The organism is Flavobacterium sp. SP2 (assembly GCF_057626655.1).
This window is the reverse complement of record NZ_JBVHBT010000004.1, coordinates 220,012-236,246: the sequence shown is the minus strand read 5'-3', so window position 1 is coordinate 236,246 and position 16,235 is coordinate 220,012. Positions and strand designations below refer to the sequence as shown.

Annotated in this window: 18 protein-coding genes; 8 read left to right on the top strand and 10 right to left on the bottom strand. The window is 32.1% G+C overall.

Going from position 1 to position 16,235, the window contains the following annotated elements; genetic code table 11:
• Positions 1-59 precede the first annotated feature (59 nt).
• From ACZ098_RS10500 to ACZ098_RS10475, 6 genes are all read right to left on the bottom strand, one after another.
• Positions 60-1,310 (bottom strand): CinA family nicotinamide mononucleotide deamidase-related protein, encoded by a 1,251-nt coding sequence (locus ACZ098_RS10500; protein WP_487311696.1) that lies wholly within the window; start codon positions 1,308-1,310, stop codon positions 60-62.
• Between the two features lie 211 nt (positions 1,311-1,521).
• Positions 1,522-2,199 carry a metal-dependent hydrolase gene (locus tag ACZ098_RS10495; RefSeq protein ID WP_487311695.1) on the bottom strand — a complete coding sequence of 226 codons (678 nt, stop codon included), beginning with the start codon at positions 2,197-2,199 and terminating at the stop codon, positions 1,522-1,524.
• A 22-nt stretch (positions 2,200-2,221) separates the two neighbouring features.
• Complete coding sequence (menA, locus tag ACZ098_RS10490; RefSeq protein WP_487311694.1) at positions 2,222-3,175, bottom strand: 1,4-dihydroxy-2-naphthoate octaprenyltransferase; 954 nt, start codon at positions 3,173-3,175, stop codon at positions 2,222-2,224.
• A gap of 98 nt (positions 3,176-3,273) precedes the next feature.
• A complete protein-coding gene (locus tag ACZ098_RS10485; RefSeq protein WP_487311693.1) occupies positions 3,274-4,785 on the bottom strand; it encodes a PH domain-containing protein in 1,512 nt (503 codons plus the stop codon).
• Positions 4,785-5,303: a PH domain-containing protein gene (locus tag ACZ098_RS10480; protein ID WP_487311692.1), complete on the bottom strand. Its 519-nt coding sequence runs from the start codon at positions 5,301-5,303 to the stop codon at positions 4,785-4,787. Before ACZ098_RS10480 ends, ACZ098_RS10485 begins: the two co-directional genes overlap by 1 nt.
• A 132-nt stretch (positions 5,304-5,435) precedes the next feature.
• Entirely contained in the window at positions 5,436-6,275 is an 840-nt protein-coding gene (locus tag ACZ098_RS10475) for a 1,4-dihydroxy-2-naphthoyl-CoA synthase (protein WP_487311691.1), read from the bottom strand.
• A gap of 109 nt (positions 6,276-6,384) precedes the next feature.
• Here ACZ098_RS10475 and ACZ098_RS10470 point away from each other — a divergent pair, with 109 nt between their 5' ends.
• From ACZ098_RS10470 to ACZ098_RS10460, 3 genes are all read left to right on the top strand, one after another.
• On the top strand, positions 6,385-7,494 hold the full coding sequence (locus ACZ098_RS10470; protein WP_487311690.1) for a C1 family peptidase: 1,110 nt from the start codon (positions 6,385-6,387) through the stop codon (positions 7,492-7,494).
• A 104-nt stretch (positions 7,495-7,598) separates the two neighbouring features.
• Complete coding sequence (locus tag ACZ098_RS10465; RefSeq protein ID WP_487311689.1) at positions 7,599-8,123, top strand: hypothetical protein; 525 nt, start codon at positions 7,599-7,601, stop codon at positions 8,121-8,123.
• A gap of 2 nt (positions 8,124-8,125) precedes the next feature.
• A complete protein-coding gene (locus ACZ098_RS10460) occupies positions 8,126-8,551 on the top strand; it encodes a PH domain-containing protein (protein WP_487311688.1) in 426 nt (141 codons plus the stop codon).
• Between the two features lie 19 nt (positions 8,552-8,570).
• Here ACZ098_RS10460 and ygiD read toward each other — a convergent pair whose 3' ends face one another.
• The gene (gene ygiD / locus ACZ098_RS10455; protein ID WP_487311801.1) at positions 8,571-9,404 is read right to left on the bottom strand and encodes a 4,5-DOPA-extradiol-dioxygenase; all 834 of its coding nucleotides are present in this window, start codon (positions 9,402-9,404) and stop codon (positions 8,571-8,573) included.
• A gap of 134 nt (positions 9,405-9,538) precedes the next feature.
• On the opposite strand from ygiD, the gene ACZ098_RS10450 reads away from it, so the two are divergent.
• A complete protein-coding gene (locus ACZ098_RS10450) occupies positions 9,539-10,261 on the top strand; it encodes a hypothetical protein (protein WP_487311687.1) in 723 nt (240 codons plus the stop codon).
• Here the strand turns inward: ACZ098_RS10450 and ACZ098_RS10445 are convergent.
• A complete protein-coding gene (locus ACZ098_RS10445) occupies positions 10,251-11,093 on the bottom strand; it encodes a CvfB family protein (protein WP_487311686.1) in 843 nt (280 codons plus the stop codon). The two genes, ACZ098_RS10450 and ACZ098_RS10445, sit on opposite strands and share 11 nt — an antisense overlap.
• Before the next feature lie 111 nt (positions 11,094-11,204).
• Here ACZ098_RS10445 and ACZ098_RS10440 point away from each other — a divergent pair, with 111 nt between their 5' ends.
• Positions 11,205-11,636: an SET domain-containing protein-lysine N-methyltransferase gene (locus ACZ098_RS10440; protein WP_487311685.1), complete on the top strand. Its 432-nt coding sequence runs from the start codon at positions 11,205-11,207 to the stop codon at positions 11,634-11,636.
• 53 nt (positions 11,637-11,689) lie between these two features.
• Here ACZ098_RS10440 and menD read toward each other — a convergent pair whose 3' ends face one another.
• Positions 11,690-13,348 carry a 2-succinyl-5-enolpyruvyl-6-hydroxy-3-cyclohexene-1-carboxylic-acid synthase gene (menD, locus tag ACZ098_RS10435; RefSeq protein ID WP_487311684.1) on the bottom strand — a complete coding sequence of 553 codons (1,659 nt, stop codon included), beginning with the start codon at positions 13,346-13,348 and terminating at the stop codon, positions 11,690-11,692.
• A gap of 140 nt (positions 13,349-13,488) precedes the next feature.
• Between menD and ACZ098_RS10430 the strand changes: the two genes are divergently transcribed.
• A complete protein-coding gene (locus ACZ098_RS10430; RefSeq protein ID WP_487311683.1) occupies positions 13,489-13,983 on the top strand; it encodes an N-acetyltransferase family protein in 495 nt (164 codons plus the stop codon).
• Positions 13,984-14,027: 44 nt separating this feature from the next.
• Here the strand turns inward: ACZ098_RS10430 and ACZ098_RS10425 are convergent, their stop codons facing one another.
• Positions 14,028-14,615 carry a glutathione peroxidase gene (locus ACZ098_RS10425; protein ID WP_487311682.1) on the bottom strand — a complete coding sequence of 196 codons (588 nt, stop codon included), beginning with the start codon at positions 14,613-14,615 and terminating at the stop codon, positions 14,028-14,030.
• A 189-nt stretch (positions 14,616-14,804) separates the two neighbouring features.
• On the opposite strand from ACZ098_RS10425, the gene ACZ098_RS10420 reads away from it, so the two are divergent.
• Both ACZ098_RS10420 and ACZ098_RS10415 read left to right on the top strand, forming a co-directional pair.
• Entirely contained in the window at positions 14,805-15,335 is a 531-nt protein-coding gene (locus ACZ098_RS10420; RefSeq protein WP_487311681.1) for an RNA polymerase sigma factor, read from the top strand.
• Positions 15,336-16,124, top strand: coding sequence for an anti-sigma factor (locus ACZ098_RS10415; RefSeq protein ID WP_487311680.1), 789 nt, complete (start codon positions 15,336-15,338; stop codon positions 16,122-16,124). It begins immediately after the preceding gene.
• The last annotated feature ends 111 nt before the right edge of the window (positions 16,125-16,235 follow it).

Genomic DNA, 16,235 nt, shown 5'->3' with positions numbered 1-16,235 from the left:
TCGTTATTCAATTTCGGTGTGCAAAGAAACGAAAAATAAATCGTTGATGCAAAAAAAAGTTATACATTTTTCAATAATTCTTTTTGCAACATTTCGAAGGCTTTATTTACTGCTCTATCAATATTTTTTTCTCGTGGTTGACCAAAATTAAACTCCTCTACTACAATATTTTGCGGTGTTGCCAGAGCAATAAATACGGTTCCTACTTCGGCAGCACCTATTTCTTTAGTTGGTCCAGAATTGCCAGTTGTAGCTATTGCGTAATCGGTTTTCATCAATTTTTGAATTCCCAAAGCCATTTCTTGCGCAACTTCTTTAGAGACAACTCCATGTATTGCGATGGTACCCTGAGATACCTGTAATGTAGAAACTTTGGTATCGGTAGCATAACTAACTACACTACCTCGAAAATAACTAGATGCGCCTGAGATTGAAGCAATTTGACTCGCAATTCGTCCTCCAGTACAACTTTCGGCAGTGGAAATTGTTTTGTTATGTTGCGTCAACAATCGTCCTATAACTACTTCAATAGTTTCGTCATCGTCATAACCCACAATTATATCACTAATGATTTTGGTTAACGATGTAACATTTTCTTGAATTGCTTTTTCGAGAATTTCTTTGTCTGTTCCTCTTGCTGTAAGCCGTAAACGTACACGTCCAGGATTGGGCAAATAGGCAAGTTTTATGTATTCGGGAAGGTTGTTTTCCCAATCTTCAATTCGTTCTGCTACAAGACTTTCGCCTTGACCATAGGTGAGAATTGTTTTATGAATTATATAAGGTCGCTCGTATTCTTTGACAATTTTCGGAATGATTTCGTTATCAACCAAATATTTCATTTCATAAGGAACGCCTGGTAATGAAATGTAAACTGTGTTTTCTTTTTTCATCCACATTCCTGGTGCAGTACCAACTTTGTTAAAAAGTACTTGACATCGTGATGGTAACAAGGCTTGATCTTTGTTCATTTGCGATGCTGGTCGCTTCATAACAGTTTCGATAAGTTCGATTACAAACTTTTCTACTTCTGGATTTCGTACTAAAACATCGTCGAAATATTCGCAAAAGGTATGTTTGGTAATATCGTCTTTGGTTGGTCCTAAACCGCCTGTAATTACTACAAAATCAACTTGATTTTGAAGTGATTGTAAGGTATCAAGAATATGGGTTTTATCGTCGGAAATAGAAAGCATTTCGGTGGTTTGAACACCTATTTTATCTAATGCTTTGGCAATATAGCCCGAATTAGTATCTACGATTTGACCTATTAGAATTTCGTCGCCAATGGTTACTATAGTTGCTTTCACTTTAGATTGTTGGATTATTAGATTTTTAGATTGTTGGATTTTTAGACTAATGAATTCTTGAATAGGGTAAATTGACCTAGCCCAGGTTGCAATGGATAGCTATTTTATACCAACAGGTTTAATAAAAAAACCTGTTGGTATAAAAAACTTGGAATGGAAAGCTGGAATTGCCATTGTTGGAATGCGCAAGCCATTTGCTCCCAAATAATAATTAAATATCGATACTTTGTCCGATTTCTAATAACATTAAGTCTTTTCCAGCATCGAAAAATTTCTTTTTGGCTTCGTCGTGATTGATTTCGATATATCCAAAGGTATCAAAATGATAACCTAGTACTTTGTCGCACTCTACAAAATCTGAAGCTAGGATTGCATCTTCTACGTCCATTGTGAAATTATCTCCAATTGGTAAAATTGCTAAATCTAATTTGGTGCGTAAAGGAATCAATTTCATATCCATAGTTAGCGCTGTATCGCCTGCAATGTAGATGTTTTTGTGTTCACCTTCTATTACAAACCCAGCTGGATTCCCGCCATAAGTTCCGTCTGGAAATGAGCTTGAGTGAATTGCATTAACAACTTTTAATTTTCCGAAGTCAAATTTCCAGCTACCACCGTGGTTCATTGGATGGTGATTGAATCCTTTTTGACCGAAATAGGTTGCTACTTCATAAGTCGATACAATAGTTGCATTGGTGCGAGTTGCTATAGCTTCAACGTCAAGAATATGATCTTGGTGTGCGTGGGTAAGCAAAATGTAATCGGCTTTAAGCGATGCAATATCAATGTGACTTGCCTTTTCGTTGGCACTAATAAATGGATCCACAAGAATATGTTTTCCTGCTACTTCGATTCCTAATGATGCGTGTCCGTAAAATGTAATTTTCATAGTTTTTTTTTAAAATTTTAATTTAGGCTACTAGTTGTTCTATATAATATAAAAGTAAATCGGATACTAAGAATATTAATGCTAATGATAGCAATACTGATAATAAAAATGTACTAAGTGCTAGTTTCTTCAATTCAGGATCTAAAAGTCGTGGTTCACGATTTCTATACACTGTAAGTAAATGACCTATTAATGGAAAATAGGCTGCAAGAAAAATATATTGATCGAAGTTGAAAATTTCATCTCGCATATCATTTATATAAGCAAAGACTAAAACGAAAATCATAGCTGAAATAATCAAAAAATAATGGTATTTTTTTGCCCATTGTCCTCCGTTTTTAACAACAATAGTATTTTTTCCAGACTTTCTATCAGATTCTTCGTCGCGCATGTTGTTTAAATTTAATACACCCACACTTAAAAAACCAATTGCAGTAGCTGGTAAAAACAAAATCCAATCGATTTCTTTAGAAAACATAAAATAAATACCAAATGTGCTTACAATTCCGAAAAAAGTAAAAACAAATACGTCTCCTAAACCACGATAACCGTAAGGATTTTTACCGACTGTGTAACGTATTGCAGAGGCAATTGCCAGAATTCCAAGTACGAAAAACACTATAGAATAGACAAAATATTTACCTTTAAATGATACATAAATGAGCAACATAGCCGAAACTAATGTTAGAAATGCGGTGATAAAAATAGCGTATCGCATTGCTCCAGGAGTAATTACACCGCTTTGAATAGCACGTTTTGGTCCTACTCGATCTTCGTTATCAGTACCTTTCATTCCGTCACCATAATCGTTAGCAAAGTTGGAAAGTATTTGCAATCCTAAAGTTGTAGAAATAGCAAATATTAATATTTTCCAGTTAAAATAACCTTGCGACATGGCGTAAAAACTTCCTACCAATATTCCTGAAACAGAAAGTGGTAAGGTTCGTACTCGTGCAGCTTCAATCCAGTGTTTCATAGTAGATTTTTAGATTTTTAGACTTCTTAGATATTTAGATTTTATATTGTTAATTGCTTATTCGTAATTGTTAATTCGTAATTTGTAATTTATTAATGCTACATCCAATTACTATTTGATGTTTCTATTTCATACAACCAATGGTTGACGTATTCTTTGATTTTAGTATAGTTTCCAAGTTGAAATGATAAATTTCCTCCAGCGGTATGCATTGTTAGCGTACCAATATCTAAACTTTTATGCCAAAACAATTGTGAAGTTGTAATGGCTTGAATCTTTTGAATTTCGATAATTTCTTGATCAACATCCCAAGCGCCACTTTGCTTTATAATGAAATCCTGACTCACGAATAACTTATAATTGCGAAATCCAAAAAACAATATTATCAGAAAAAATACACAGTAAACTATAGCAAAATTAGAATAATTTAAAATAGATGCATCCACATAATTTGCAAAAAACAAAAATCCGGATAAAGGTAAGATAATTGTAAGAAATATCGAAAAAACTAACCTACGAAAATTGGGTTTCATGGGAACTCCGTTTTCAGGTAGTGTCTTGAATAACAACCTTAAAATCGCATCCTTTTCAGAAGTATTGCATCCTGGAATTTCTATTTGCGCTTTTTTATTCTTTTCTGAGTCAGAAGAAGCTTGCTTGATCTTAATTTCGAGTACGTTGAGTTTTTTTTGAAAGTAATTTCTGGATATTTTAATTACTTGTACTTTCTCGGGTTTTAAAATTGTGCTTTCGGTATTAATTAATCCGTAGGACAATAACAACGAACCTTTTTGTTTCGTAATTGTATAATTGAAAAATTTAAGTAACGTTCTACCAATATTGATGACAAAAATTATAGCAAACATGATCACTATAAAGACTGTTACGGCATATATTGCAGGATAATTCTCGAATGTATTTTGAATTTTGTCTTCATCAATTAAATCTTCTTTACCAATATTTCTCAAATTTTCGATTATTGTAAAAAAGAAAGTCAAAATTAATCCGATACTTTTAACATAATTTGATGTGATGCCAACTTTTAAAAGACTGATTACATTAATTTTTAGAAATGGATGACTTTGGGAAGTAAACACATTGTTGACTTCTGAAACTTCTTCAATTATTTTTATATCCTTTATGATTGATTCATTCTCTAATAATTTAGCTTTTAAAGCCAAAGCAAGATTGTGCGAAATGGCTTTAATATTTCCTTCTTTTTTTTCACTTCCAGCAGTATCTACGCTCAGCGAATAACTGTTTATGATTCGCAAAAGCAAATTCTGATGAATGTTTACTTGCTGAATTTTATTGAGCTGAATAGTGGTTTTGGTTTTATTAACTATTCCTTCGTTAACTACGAATTCATCATTCATATCGTCAATATAAAAAGTAAAATTTACATACCTTAAATAAGCAATTACACCTATAATAATGAAAAGTGCTAACAAACCCAAAATGATATAAATTGGATTTTGTTCTTTAAATTTAAAAAAGAAAATAAATAATAAAGGAAACAGCGCTCTACCAAATTTTTGTAAAGAATCAAAAAACAATACTAAAACTCCTATCGCAGACTGCCTTTGCGGTGTATTGAAATTGGTTTCCATTACAATTGTTTTTGAATTTTACCCATCAACAATTGTTTGATATTTTCGGCTTCTTCCTTTTCAATTCCGGGAATTTCAATATCGCTAGCACTTCCGCCAGCCGTGAAAATTTCGACTTTAGCCAATCCGAAAAACCTCGAAATTGCACCTTCATGTAGAGCAACGTGTTGCACCCGATTGTAAGGAATAATCATTGTGTTGGTTGCGATTATTCCGCTTCTAAAAATTACATCGTGATTTCTAAAAGCATATGCCTTTTTCTTAAAAGCGATGCGACTTACGATAAAAAAAACATTTACAACTATCAAAAAAAGTCCAAAAACTAGAAACGGATTCATATATTTAGACTCTTCAACTAAAAACCATAACACGATTAGTACAAGGGCTAAAACTGAAAAAACAATACTGTTATTTGTAATTATAACTTTCCAATAATTGGGATGCAAAGAGGTCAATTGCACTTCTTCAAATCTAGGAAGTTGTTTTGTGTCTATAGTTTCGTTGGTGAAATTTTCCATGAAGAAAATATAATGTTTGTTAATAAAAGTAATTCGACTGATCTTAGTGAGACAATTGACTGAAAAATTTTATTTTGAGAATCATTCGGACTGACAAATTGTGTGTCTGAAATCTGAAAACTGCTATCTAAATTATGGCAACCATTTTTTCTCAAAATTAGGTTTTCTTTTTTCTAAAAATGCATTTCTGCCTTCTTTAGCTTCCTCAGTCATGTAGGCTAATCGTGTAGCTTCACCTGCAAAAACTTGTTGTCCAACCATACCGTCGTCGGTTAAATTCATGGCAAATTTCAACATTTTTATAGCCATTGGTGATTTAGCCAATATTTCTTGTGCCCATTCGTAAGCAGTATTTTCGAGTTCGTCGTGCGGAATTACTGCATTCACCATTCCCATTTCAAACGCTTCTTGTGCAGAATAGTTTCTACCTAAAAAGAAAATTTCTCTGGCTTTCTTCTGACCGACCATTTTGGCTAAGTATGCCGAACCATAACCACCATCAAAACTAGTTACATCAGCATCGGTTTGTTTAAAAATAGCATGTTCTTTACTTGCCAGAGTCATATCGCATACTACATGCAAACTGTGTCCACCGCCAACTGCCCAACCTGGAACGACTGCAATAACTACTTTGGGCATAAAGCGAATTAATCGTTGTACTTCTAAAATATTCAATCGGTGCTGACCATCATCGCCAACGTAACCCTGATGTCCACGAGCGTTTTGATCGCCACCAGAACAAAAAGAATACACACCATCTTTAGAACTTGGACCTTCTGCCGAAAGTAAAACTACTCCAATAGAAGTATCTTCTTGAGCATCATAAAATGCTTGGTACAATTCGGCTGTAGTTTTGGGACGAAAAGCATTGCGAACATCGGGACGATTGAATGCAATTCTAGCCACACCGTTATATTTTTTATACGTTATATCTTCAAATTCTTTAGCTGTCACCCAGTTAATTGCACTCATGAAATCTTTTTTTTAGTTAAAATATAATCGAGACTAGTAATTTATTCTATTTTAGCGTAAAAATAAACCATTTTTTAAATTAAAACATCATAGCAACTCGTATTTAATAATGAAAAAAATCATTTTTTGTTTTGGACTTAGCCTATTAGGATTTACTGGATTTTCACAATCTTATGAATTTCAAACGGTTAAAGACATTGAAGCAAATTCAGTAATTTCTCAAGATGCCACAGGTACTTGTTGGAGTTTTTCGACAACTTCATTTCTTGAAGCAGAAGTCATTCGATTGACTGGCAAAGCCATCGATTTGTCTGAAATGTATAACGTGCGAAATACCTATCCTAAAAAAGCTTGGAATTATGTTATGCGACAGGGAAAAGCACAGTTTGGTGAAGGTGGATTGGCACATGACGTAATGAATAATTTACAAGAATTTGGTATTGTACCACAAAATGTTTACAGTGGAAAATTGGTAGAAACTAACACCTACAATCATGCTGAAATGACTGCAGTACTTGAGGCAATGCTTAAAACATATGTTGACAATCCTGCACGAAAATTATCGCCGCAATGGCAAGAAGCAATAAGTTCGGTTTTGGATGTTTATATGGGTAAAAATGTGACTGAATTTTCATTTGAAGGAAAAAAGTACACACCAAAAAGCTTTTTAGAATACATTAAAATCAAGCCAAAAGACTACGTAACCATTTCATCATTTACAAACGAGCCTTTGTACAAGCCTTTTTTGTTGGCTATTCCTGATAATTTTTCAAACGGAACGTTTTACAATCTTCCACTTGATGAGTACATTCAAAATATTGACAATGCTATAGATAGTGGTTATTCATTAGCTTTAGATTGTGATGTTTCAGAACCTACTTTTTCTGGAAAACACGGCATTGCAGTTATTGCCGAGAACGATACCGATGCTAAAGTTATCTGTACCGAAATTAAACCCGAAAAAAACATTACACCTGAATTTCGTCAAGCAGAATTTGAAAATTTCAATACGCAAGATGACCATTTAATGCATATTGTTGGAAAAGTAAAAGATCAAACAGGAAAAATTTACTATAAGGTTAAAAATTCTTGGGGAACAAAATCGGGTAAAGATGGTTATATTTATATGAGTGTGGCATATCTGAAACTAAAAAGTATTTCAGTACTTTTACACAAAGATGGATTGGTTAAGAAAACTAAAAATGCATTGGGAATTTAATTCCTGTATTATAATATCGCAACTAAAAATAAGGTAGGTTGCAAACAAATATAAATTACTAAGAAACGACAGTATCTGTTACCTCAAAAATAAAATCGAAAGTTATGAAAACAAAGCAATTTATTCTTTTATTATTGTTAATTCACTTATCCGTATTTTCACAAACTAAGAATGCTGTTTATAAAGAATCAGGTTTTTCGGCAACATTTCCCGAATCATTAAAAATGGATTCAAAAGTTCTCGACTCTAAGATTGGTGTAGTCAACATGAAAATATATTTGGCCGAAGGTGATGATTTTATGATTATGGTATCAGAAAGCAAATATCCCGATGAAATTTTAAAATCGATGACTCCTGAACGAGCTAAAAACATGATGGACGGAGCTAAAAATGGCGCATTAAACAATCTGTCGAAACAAATGAATGCAGAATATATCGAGAAAAAAGGAGAAGATTTTTTGTTTGATAACAAATATGTAGGAAATACATTTACTGGAAGTGTGAACGATACCGATATATTGGGAAAAACGTTTATCAAAAAAACTCAAATGTATCAAATTTTAGTACTTGGTAATGTTACATCTAAAGAAGCGCTAACATTTCTTGATTCGTTTAAATTAATAGAATAATTATGAACCGATTTTTATCTTCCAAAAACACACTAACCGTTACGATACTATGGCTTTTAGTAGCATTATTAATTACAGTTATAGCATTAAACATTCAAAACAAAAATGCTTCAATTGTTCCATTTATCATAATTTCTGCAGTCACCGCTTTTATACTTTGGGTACTTTTGGATACACGTTATGTGCTGAAAAATAATTTTTTACTTTATCGTTCTGGACCATTTAGAGGACGAATCGATATTACTAAAATCAATAAAATTAGAAATCATTCTGGTTTATATGTGCCTGTTTTAATGAAACCCGCGTTGGACACCAAAGGATTTATTATCACTTATAACAAGTTTGAAGAAGTGTTCATTTCACCCATAAAAAGTGAATTATTTCTTGAAGAATTGATGAAAATCAATCCAAAAATTGAAATTCAATAAAGATTTTCAAATCATTATTTTATCCTATTTTAACCGACGTCATAGTTAGCGATCCTCCAACCAGATTATCATTAAAGAAACTTAAATTATCATTGCTTTCTTGTAATGCAATAGAATATAATAGTGGAAAATAATGATCCGGAGTTGGTATTGCTAAAGTTGCAGCTTTATTGAGTTTCTCATATTCAATTAGTGACTTGAAATCGCCATTAGCAATTTTTTCTTTAAAAATTGTATTCATTTCAATTGCCCAATCGTATCCGTAATTAGGAACACTAAGTTTATCCCAGGCAACTTTACCAAGGTTGTGAACCATATTGCCACTTCCTATAATAAGAACTCCTTTTTTTCGGAGTGATGCCAATTGTTTTGCTAAGTCAAAATGATATTGCGCTGGTTTGTTATAATCAATACTCAGTTGCAAAACCGGAATATCGGCATAAGGATACATATGCCGAACAACAGTCCAAGTACCATGATCTAAACCCCAATCGTGATCCAAACCAACATTTGTCGAAGTAATCAAATCTGATGTAAACTGAGCCAATTCTGGATTTCCTTTTGCTGGATATTGCACGTCGAATAACGCTTGCGGAAATCCACCGAAATCATGAATTGTTTTCGGATTGTTCATTGCGGTAATATGCGTACCGTTAGTCAACCAATGTGCCGAAATAACCAAAACTGCTTTGGGTTTCGGAATCTCTTTGCCAAATTTTTTCCAAATTTTAGAAAACGTATTATCCTCAATTCCATTCATAGGCGAACCATGTCCGATAAATAAAACAGGAAGTTTTTCATCTTCTTCTAACAAATCTTTTGACCAATTGTAAAACGGTTGTAATGAAGCCATCGCAATTCCTCCTAATAAAGTTTTTATAAAATAGTTTCTTTCCAAAATCAAAAAACATTTGTATATACAAATTTAAAATCTTTTCTATTTTAATACTAAACATTTAACATATTCGTTAATGAATAAAAAATCCAATGTTAAAAATTATACTTTCCACAATTGCAATTCTTCTAATGCCTATTTCTCAAAATAATTTGGTTGTATCAACTTCAAAAAATACAATTTTAAAAAAAGAAGAATACTCAATTGTAAAATCAAAAATAATAAATAGGAAATTAGTTTTAAAAACAAAATACCTTGCAGCTACTACTCTTTCTGATAAAAACAAAATTTTAGAAGAATCAAGAAACTTAATGACCAAAATAATTCTTGATGAAATAATTCCGTTTTGGTATGACACAAAATGGTCTTTTGAAGGTCATACTGAAGTTCCAAAATCAGGTAAAATTGCTTGTGGCTATTTTGTTTCAACAACGTTAAATCATGCAGGATTAAAAATTAATCGCTTTAAATTGGCACAAAAAAGTCCCTTAGACGAGGCCAAAACTTTACAAATAAGTGGAAATATTGAAGAAATAGAAAACACTAGCGTTTCAACATTTAAAAGCAACTTTCTAAAAAATAAAAAAGATGGACTATATTTTATTGGATTAGATTTTCACGTAGGATATTTACTAAAACACAGTAACGAACTCTATTTCATTCATTCTAATTACATAAATTCTCAAGGTGTTGTGAAAGAAAAAATAATTGAATCAGAAGCTTTTAAAAGTAAAAAATACATTATCGCACCAATAACTCAAAACGACAAATTAGTACAAAAATGGATTACCGGCGAAGTACTTGTTACTGAGTAACTAAATAAATTCCGTCTTCTTTAATCTCTATTAGTTTTTCACGATATAAAAGTCCGATTGCTTTTTTAAAAGTTTTCTTACTCATTTTTAAAACAGTCTTAATATCTTCTGGATTCGAATTATCGTTAAGTCTTAAAAATCCTCTACTGGCTCTAAGCTCGTTTAAAATTATTTCAGAATTGGGTTCGATACTTTCAAAACCTTGTTTCTGTAAAGCCACATCTATTTTTCCATCAGGTCGGATGAATTTGATATAACCACGCATTTTATCGCCTGTTCGAATACTGTCGTCGTACACTTCATCTTTATAAATAAGACCTTTATGCTTTTGATTGATAATTACATTAATTCCGATTTCGGTAATATGAGAAATAATTAAATCTACTTCCTCGCCATTTTCAACCGTAATGTTTTCATTGTCTAAAAACTGATTGGTTTTACTTGACGCAACTAACCTATTCGTTTTCTCATCCATATAAAGGTACACCAAATAGCGCTTTCCTTTTTCCATCGGTCGTGCTTGCTCTTTAAACGGAACTAGGATATCTTTTTCCATTCCCCAATCCATAAAAGCTCCTACTTGATTGGTATAATTTACGCGTAAAAGTGCAAACTCATTTAAGAAAATATAAGGAACAAGTGTTGTTGCTACAGGACGTTCTTCGTGATCTAAATATACAAATACGGTAATTTCTTCACCTATTTCAAACACTTTTGGAACGTATTTGTTTGGTAATAAAACATCGTCGGCTTCGTTTCCATTTCCTAAAAACAAACCCACTTTAGTATCTCGTAAAATCGTAAGCGTATTGTGTTGACCTATGTTAAGCATTTTCTTAAATTTTGGCAAAGGTACGAAATCGCAATCATGAATTGTAAATTATGAAATAGGAATTCATCATTGCAATGAAATTGATTACATTTGATTACACCTAAAAATTACATGTCGACATTAGATCAAAATACTATTCAAGCGAAAGAAGAAGATTATTTGTACATTAAAACTTCACAAATTACCAATGCTGGAAAAGGATTATTTACTGCAATTGAAATTTATAAAGAGGAAATAATTGCACAATTTAAAGGTGAAATTTTATCGGATTATGAAGCTGAAATGCGAGTGAATTTAGGTTTAGATAGTTATTTCATGAACCTTCCCAATGGAAAAATATTGGATTGTGGCACAACATCTGGTTTTGCCAAATATGCGAACGATGCATCAGGTTTTTCTCAATCAAAGTTTAAAAATAACTCAAAAATAACTTTAGACGAAAATGAAAATGTTTGTTTGATAGCAGTTAGGAAAATTAAATGTGGCGAAGAAATTTTTTGTAATTATGGCAAAAAATACTGGAAAAAACATGCTAAAGATTAAAATAAGAAATCTGAAAATAACTGCCGTTCAAATCACTTTTTTAAGCAAATAATTTAAACCAAATTTTTAAAATAGTCCAACAATATGCGATCATTTTCAAGTGTTGGTGTAAAAACCTCTAACAAACACGGTTGCTCGTTGTTGCTCATAATTTCATCCCACTCTCGTTCTAATGAAACTTCATTACTGGCTATATGATACTTAAAACCAAACATTTTAGCTAAATGTTCTGCTGTTAAGTAATGCGAAGTTTCGAAAAATGTATTGAAAACTGGGGTTTCATCATGACCAGGTAATATTCTAAAGATACCACCACCGCCATTGTTAATCAACACTATTTTAAAATTTTTTGGAATATAATTGTTCCACAGCGCATTACTGTCGTATAAAAATCCAATATCACCGGTTAGTAAAATAGTTGGTTTTTTTGCGCCAACTGCCGCGCCAATTGCAGTTGATGTACTTCCATCAATTCCACTTGTACCTCTATTACTAAAAACCTCAATAGTTGGATCAATATCAAATAATTGCGCATAACGAATAGGCGAACTATTACTTATTTGAAGTTGCGCGTTTTGGGGCAATTTTGGGATGATTTTTTCGAAAACTTTGAAATCTGAAAACGGAATAGTCTTTAAATATGCGGCACTTTTCTCTTGCCGTAGAGCTTTTATTTTTTGCATATTTTCGTTATAACCACTTTCTACAAAACGGGTATTCTGAAAAAACGATTCAAAGAAAACATTGGGTTTAACCTCAAAATGCTTGGTCAAACTTCCAAAAGTATCATAAGCACGAAATTCATCAATATGCCAATGGTGTTGGGGTTGGTATTTTCTTAAAAATGCTTTTATACGTTTGGAAACAATCATACCGCCAAAAGTTAACAAAACTTCAGGTTGAAAATCCACAAAATCATCATGTGTAAATGGTGTGATTATGGTATCAATGGTGTTTATAAATTTCGGATGATGCAGGTTCGAAGTTGTTTCAATCATGACCACAACCGATGGATCATTGGCAAGAATATCAAGATATTTTTGATCTACTGCATTGGGTTTATTTACGCCAACCAAAACCAATTTTTTCTTCGCAGCATTCCAAAGAGTAGTATATTCTGATGTATAATCTTCTACTATATCATCGATTAATTCGAACGATTGAATTTTTGGAACGACCGATAATTCATCAACCGTTTCATATAAAGGTTCTTCAAATGGAGCATTAATATGCACTGGACCACATTTGGCGAAAGCCGTATGTATTGCTTCGTTTATCAAAAAATCATTTTCGTGAGAAACATTTTCAGTAAGATTGGCATTAAAAAGAGAATGATTTTCATATACATTTTCTTGCCTGATGGTTTGTCCGTCACCAATGTCTATTTTACTTTGTGGACGATCGGCAGAAAGTACAATAAGCGGAATTTGACTGTAAAATGCTTCTGCAAATGCAGGATAATAATTAAGCAACGCCGAACCTGAAGTACAAACTACAACAACGGGTAGATTTATTTGTTGGGCGATACCTAAAGCGAAAAAGGCAGCGCAGCGTTCGTCGGCGATACTGTAGCAGGTAAAATCTGGATGACTTGCAAATCCAATAGTCAAAGGTGCATTTCTAGAACCAGGAGAAATTACTATATGTTGAATTCCTTTAGCGCGAAAAATTTCAATAATAGATTGTGCTAAAGGTATTTTTGGGTATGTCATTTTTCTATATTTTGCTTAATGGCGCAAATTTAAATTGTGTTACAAAGTTACAAAGTAATTACTTTAAGAAAAATTAAACCATTGAGAAAGTTAAGTTAATTAAGTAATTTCATTATGGTAAAAAATACTATTTTTGAAAAATGAAAATCACTATTAGACCTTACCAAGTTACAGATACCGAGGCAATCTTAGAAATTATTAATTATAATATTTTAAATGCAACGGCTTTGTATGATTATGAGCCAAGAACACTCGAGATTCAAATTGCTATGTTTGATGATAAAATAAAAAAAGGCTTTCCTATTTTGGTTGCACTTGAAGGTGAAAACCTTGTTGGATTTGGCTATTATAGCGAATTTAGATTTAGAGAAGCTTATAAATTTACTGTAGAACATTCGGTGTATGCACATCCTGCCCATTTGGGTAAAGGTATTGGAAGAATTATTTTAGAAAATTTAATTTCTTTAGCCCGAGAACAAAAACTGCATACTATGATTGGCGTTATCGATTCAGAAAATACCAGTAGTATTGCTTTTCATGAAAAATTTGGTTTCGAAGTTGTAGGCACTATTAAGGAGTCGGGATATAAATTTGATCGTTGGTTGCATTCGGTATTTGTTCAAAAAATAGTATAAAAAAAGCAGAAGTTGTCTTCTGCTTTTTAATAATATTTGAGTTTTTAAGCTTTAATCCAATCTACAATAGAGACATCAGTTGGAGTTACTTGAGGTGCAATTACTTTCTCGAGTTGCCCATTTTCATTTATCAAATATTTTTGAAAATTCCACTCTACTTCAGAATCTTGCAAACCATTTTTAGATTTTTGAGTTAAAAACTGATAAACAGCATCCATATCACTTCCTTTTACAGAAACTTTACTCATCATAGGAAAAGATACTCCGTAATTGCGTTGGCAAAATTCTCCAATTTCAGCATTTGTTCCTGGCTCTTGCGAGGCGAAATTATTGGCTGGAAAACCAACTACAACAAAATTATCGCTTTTATATTTTTGATAAATTGCTTCCAAATCTTTGTATTGTGGTGTTAATCCGCACTTGGAAGCGGTATTTACAACTAAAATTTTCTTGCCTTTTAACGTTGCAAAATCAAATTCGTTTCCTTCTAAATCTTTTACTTTAAACTGATAAATATTTTGCTTTTCCATAGGTGTTGAAGTGCTTACTGCTGTTACTTTTTTAGTTTGTGCTTGATTTTGACAACTAGCTAAAATCATTAAAGCACTTACAGATGCCATTAGTATTTTCATAATTAATTTTTTTACAAATTTAAATTATTTAGTAACAACAATTACTAACTTAACATTTAATTAAAAATAAACGATTGTTAAAATTTTTGCAAGATTCTTAAAATTTAATTAAAAACAATATAAATAACAATCCAAAAACAGAAATTAAAATAAGATTTTATAGATTTGTAAAATACTAAACAATCCAATATGACACAAGAAGATATATTGCCGTTAATTCTTAAAAAGGATGACAAAGCATTTACTACCTTATATGACATGTATTCCAAAAGTTTATTTGGAGTAATTACTAATCTTATAAAAGAGCAAGAAGAAGCAGAAGATGTTCTTCAAGAAGTGTTTGTAAAAATATGGAAAAACATCGAATCGTATAATGAATCTAAAGGTCGCTTTTATACCTGGATTCTTAATATTGCTAGAAATACTGCTATTGACAAGCTAAGATCTAAAGGATTTAACAACAGTCAAAAAAACCTATCCTCAGATAATTTCGTACATCTATTAGACGACAGTAACAAACTAACAAATAGGATCGATACTATTGGAATTCAAGAATTTGTTAAGAAGTTAAAGCCTAAATGTATTCAACTTATAGAACTTTTGTTCTTTCAAGGATACACGCAACAAGAGGCTTCAGACGAACTAGAAATTCCGCTTGGAACTGTCAAAACACAAAATAGAAATTGCATTAATGATCTTAGAAATTATTTAAAAGTTTAAATGGATACACAAGAATATATAGAATCCGGTACTTTAGAACTTTATGTTTATGGTATATTAAACGAAAGTGAAACTAAAGAAATTAGCGAATTAGCTAAAAATAATATCGATATTCAGAATGAAATTGTAGCAATAGAAAAAGCAATATTGAATTTATCAAGTAGCTTTGCTCCTCCTATTTCAGCTGAAAACTTCGAAAAAATCAAAGCTAAGCTAGAGCTAAAATATGGTAAGGTTATCGAAATGAAACCTAAATCGAACACAGCTCAATATTTAGGATGGGCGGCATCTTTTGCATTATTATTAGGAGCAAGTTATTTGTATGTGCAACTTAATAATACAACTAATTCTTTACAAACTGTAGAAGCTGAAAAGTCAAATCTTCAGAAATCTGTAGTAGATTTAGAATTTAAAAACAAAGAAACTGCTACAGCTTTAAATGTTGTTAGAGATACTAAAAATACGGTTGTTACACTTGGTGGTCAAGCAATAGCTCCAGAAAGTTTTGCTAAGATTTATTGGAATCAAGAAACACAAACTGTTTATGTTGATGCCTCGGGATTACCAGAACCTCCAGAAGGAAAAGTATATCAAATATGGTCTTTGAAATTGGCGCCTGTTTTGACTCCAACAAGCATCGGTTTACTTGAAAATTTCAAAGGAAATTCACAAAAGATTTTCGCTGTTAGTGGAACATCTGGTGCTGAAGCTTTCGGAATTACATTAGAACCTGCCGGTGGTAGTGCTTCTCCTACGATGGAACAACTTTACACTTTAGGTAAAGTTTAAAAATAGAAAACCCTAATTAAAAAAAAGGTTCAACTTGATGTTGAACCTTTTTTTTGTATACTGTAGTAAAGAATAATCAAGGTCTAGTTATAAAAATAATCTGGCAATCAG

What these genes read in the sequence shown, in the direction of transcription:
- ACZ098_RS10495 (WP_487311695.1), bottom strand. Translation starts at nt 2,199, where the DNA reads ATGAAAATTACATTTTACGGACACGCATCATTAGGAATCGAAGTAGCA.
- menA (WP_487311694.1), bottom strand. Translation starts at nt 3,175, where the DNA reads ATGAAACACTGGATTGAAGCTGCACGAGTACGAACCTTACCACTTTCT.
- ACZ098_RS10485 (WP_487311693.1), bottom strand. Translation starts at nt 4,785, where the DNA reads ATGGAAACCAATTTCAATACACCGCAAAGGCAGTCTGCGATAGGAGTT.
- ACZ098_RS10480 (WP_487311692.1), bottom strand. Translation starts at nt 5,303, where the DNA reads ATGGAAAATTTCACCAACGAAACTATAGACACAAAACAACTTCCTAGA.
- ACZ098_RS10475 (WP_487311691.1), bottom strand. Translation starts at nt 6,275, where the DNA reads ATGAGTGCAATTAACTGGGTGACAGCTAAAGAATTTGAAGATATAACG.
- ACZ098_RS10470 (WP_487311690.1), top strand. Translation starts at nt 6,385, where the DNA reads ATGAAAAAAATCATTTTTTGTTTTGGACTTAGCCTATTAGGATTTACT.
- ACZ098_RS10465 (WP_487311689.1), top strand. Translation starts at nt 7,599, where the DNA reads ATGAAAACAAAGCAATTTATTCTTTTATTATTGTTAATTCACTTATCC.
- ACZ098_RS10460 (WP_487311688.1), top strand. Translation starts at nt 8,126, where the DNA reads ATGAACCGATTTTTATCTTCCAAAAACACACTAACCGTTACGATACTA.
- ygiD (WP_487311801.1), bottom strand. Translation starts at nt 9,404, where the DNA reads ATGGCTTCATTACAACCGTTTTACAATTGGTCAAAAGATTTGTTAGAA.
- ACZ098_RS10450 (WP_487311687.1), top strand. Translation starts at nt 9,539, where the DNA reads ATGTTAAAAATTATACTTTCCACAATTGCAATTCTTCTAATGCCTATT.
- ACZ098_RS10445 (WP_487311686.1), bottom strand. Translation starts at nt 11,093, where the DNA reads ATGCTTAACATAGGTCAACACAATACGCTTACGATTTTACGAGATACT.
- ACZ098_RS10440 (WP_487311685.1), top strand. Translation starts at nt 11,205, where the DNA reads ATGTCGACATTAGATCAAAATACTATTCAAGCGAAAGAAGAAGATTAT.
- menD (WP_487311684.1), bottom strand. Translation starts at nt 13,348, where the DNA reads ATGACATACCCAAAAATACCTTTAGCACAATCTATTATTGAAATTTTT.
- ACZ098_RS10430 (WP_487311683.1), top strand. Translation starts at nt 13,489, where the DNA reads ATGAAAATCACTATTAGACCTTACCAAGTTACAGATACCGAGGCAATC.
- ACZ098_RS10425 (WP_487311682.1), bottom strand. Translation starts at nt 14,615, where the DNA reads ATGAAAATACTAATGGCATCTGTAAGTGCTTTAATGATTTTAGCTAGT.
- ACZ098_RS10420 (WP_487311681.1), top strand. Translation starts at nt 14,805, where the DNA reads ATGACACAAGAAGATATATTGCCGTTAATTCTTAAAAAGGATGACAAA.
- ACZ098_RS10415 (WP_487311680.1), top strand. Translation starts at nt 15,336, where the DNA reads ATGGATACACAAGAATATATAGAATCCGGTACTTTAGAACTTTATGTT.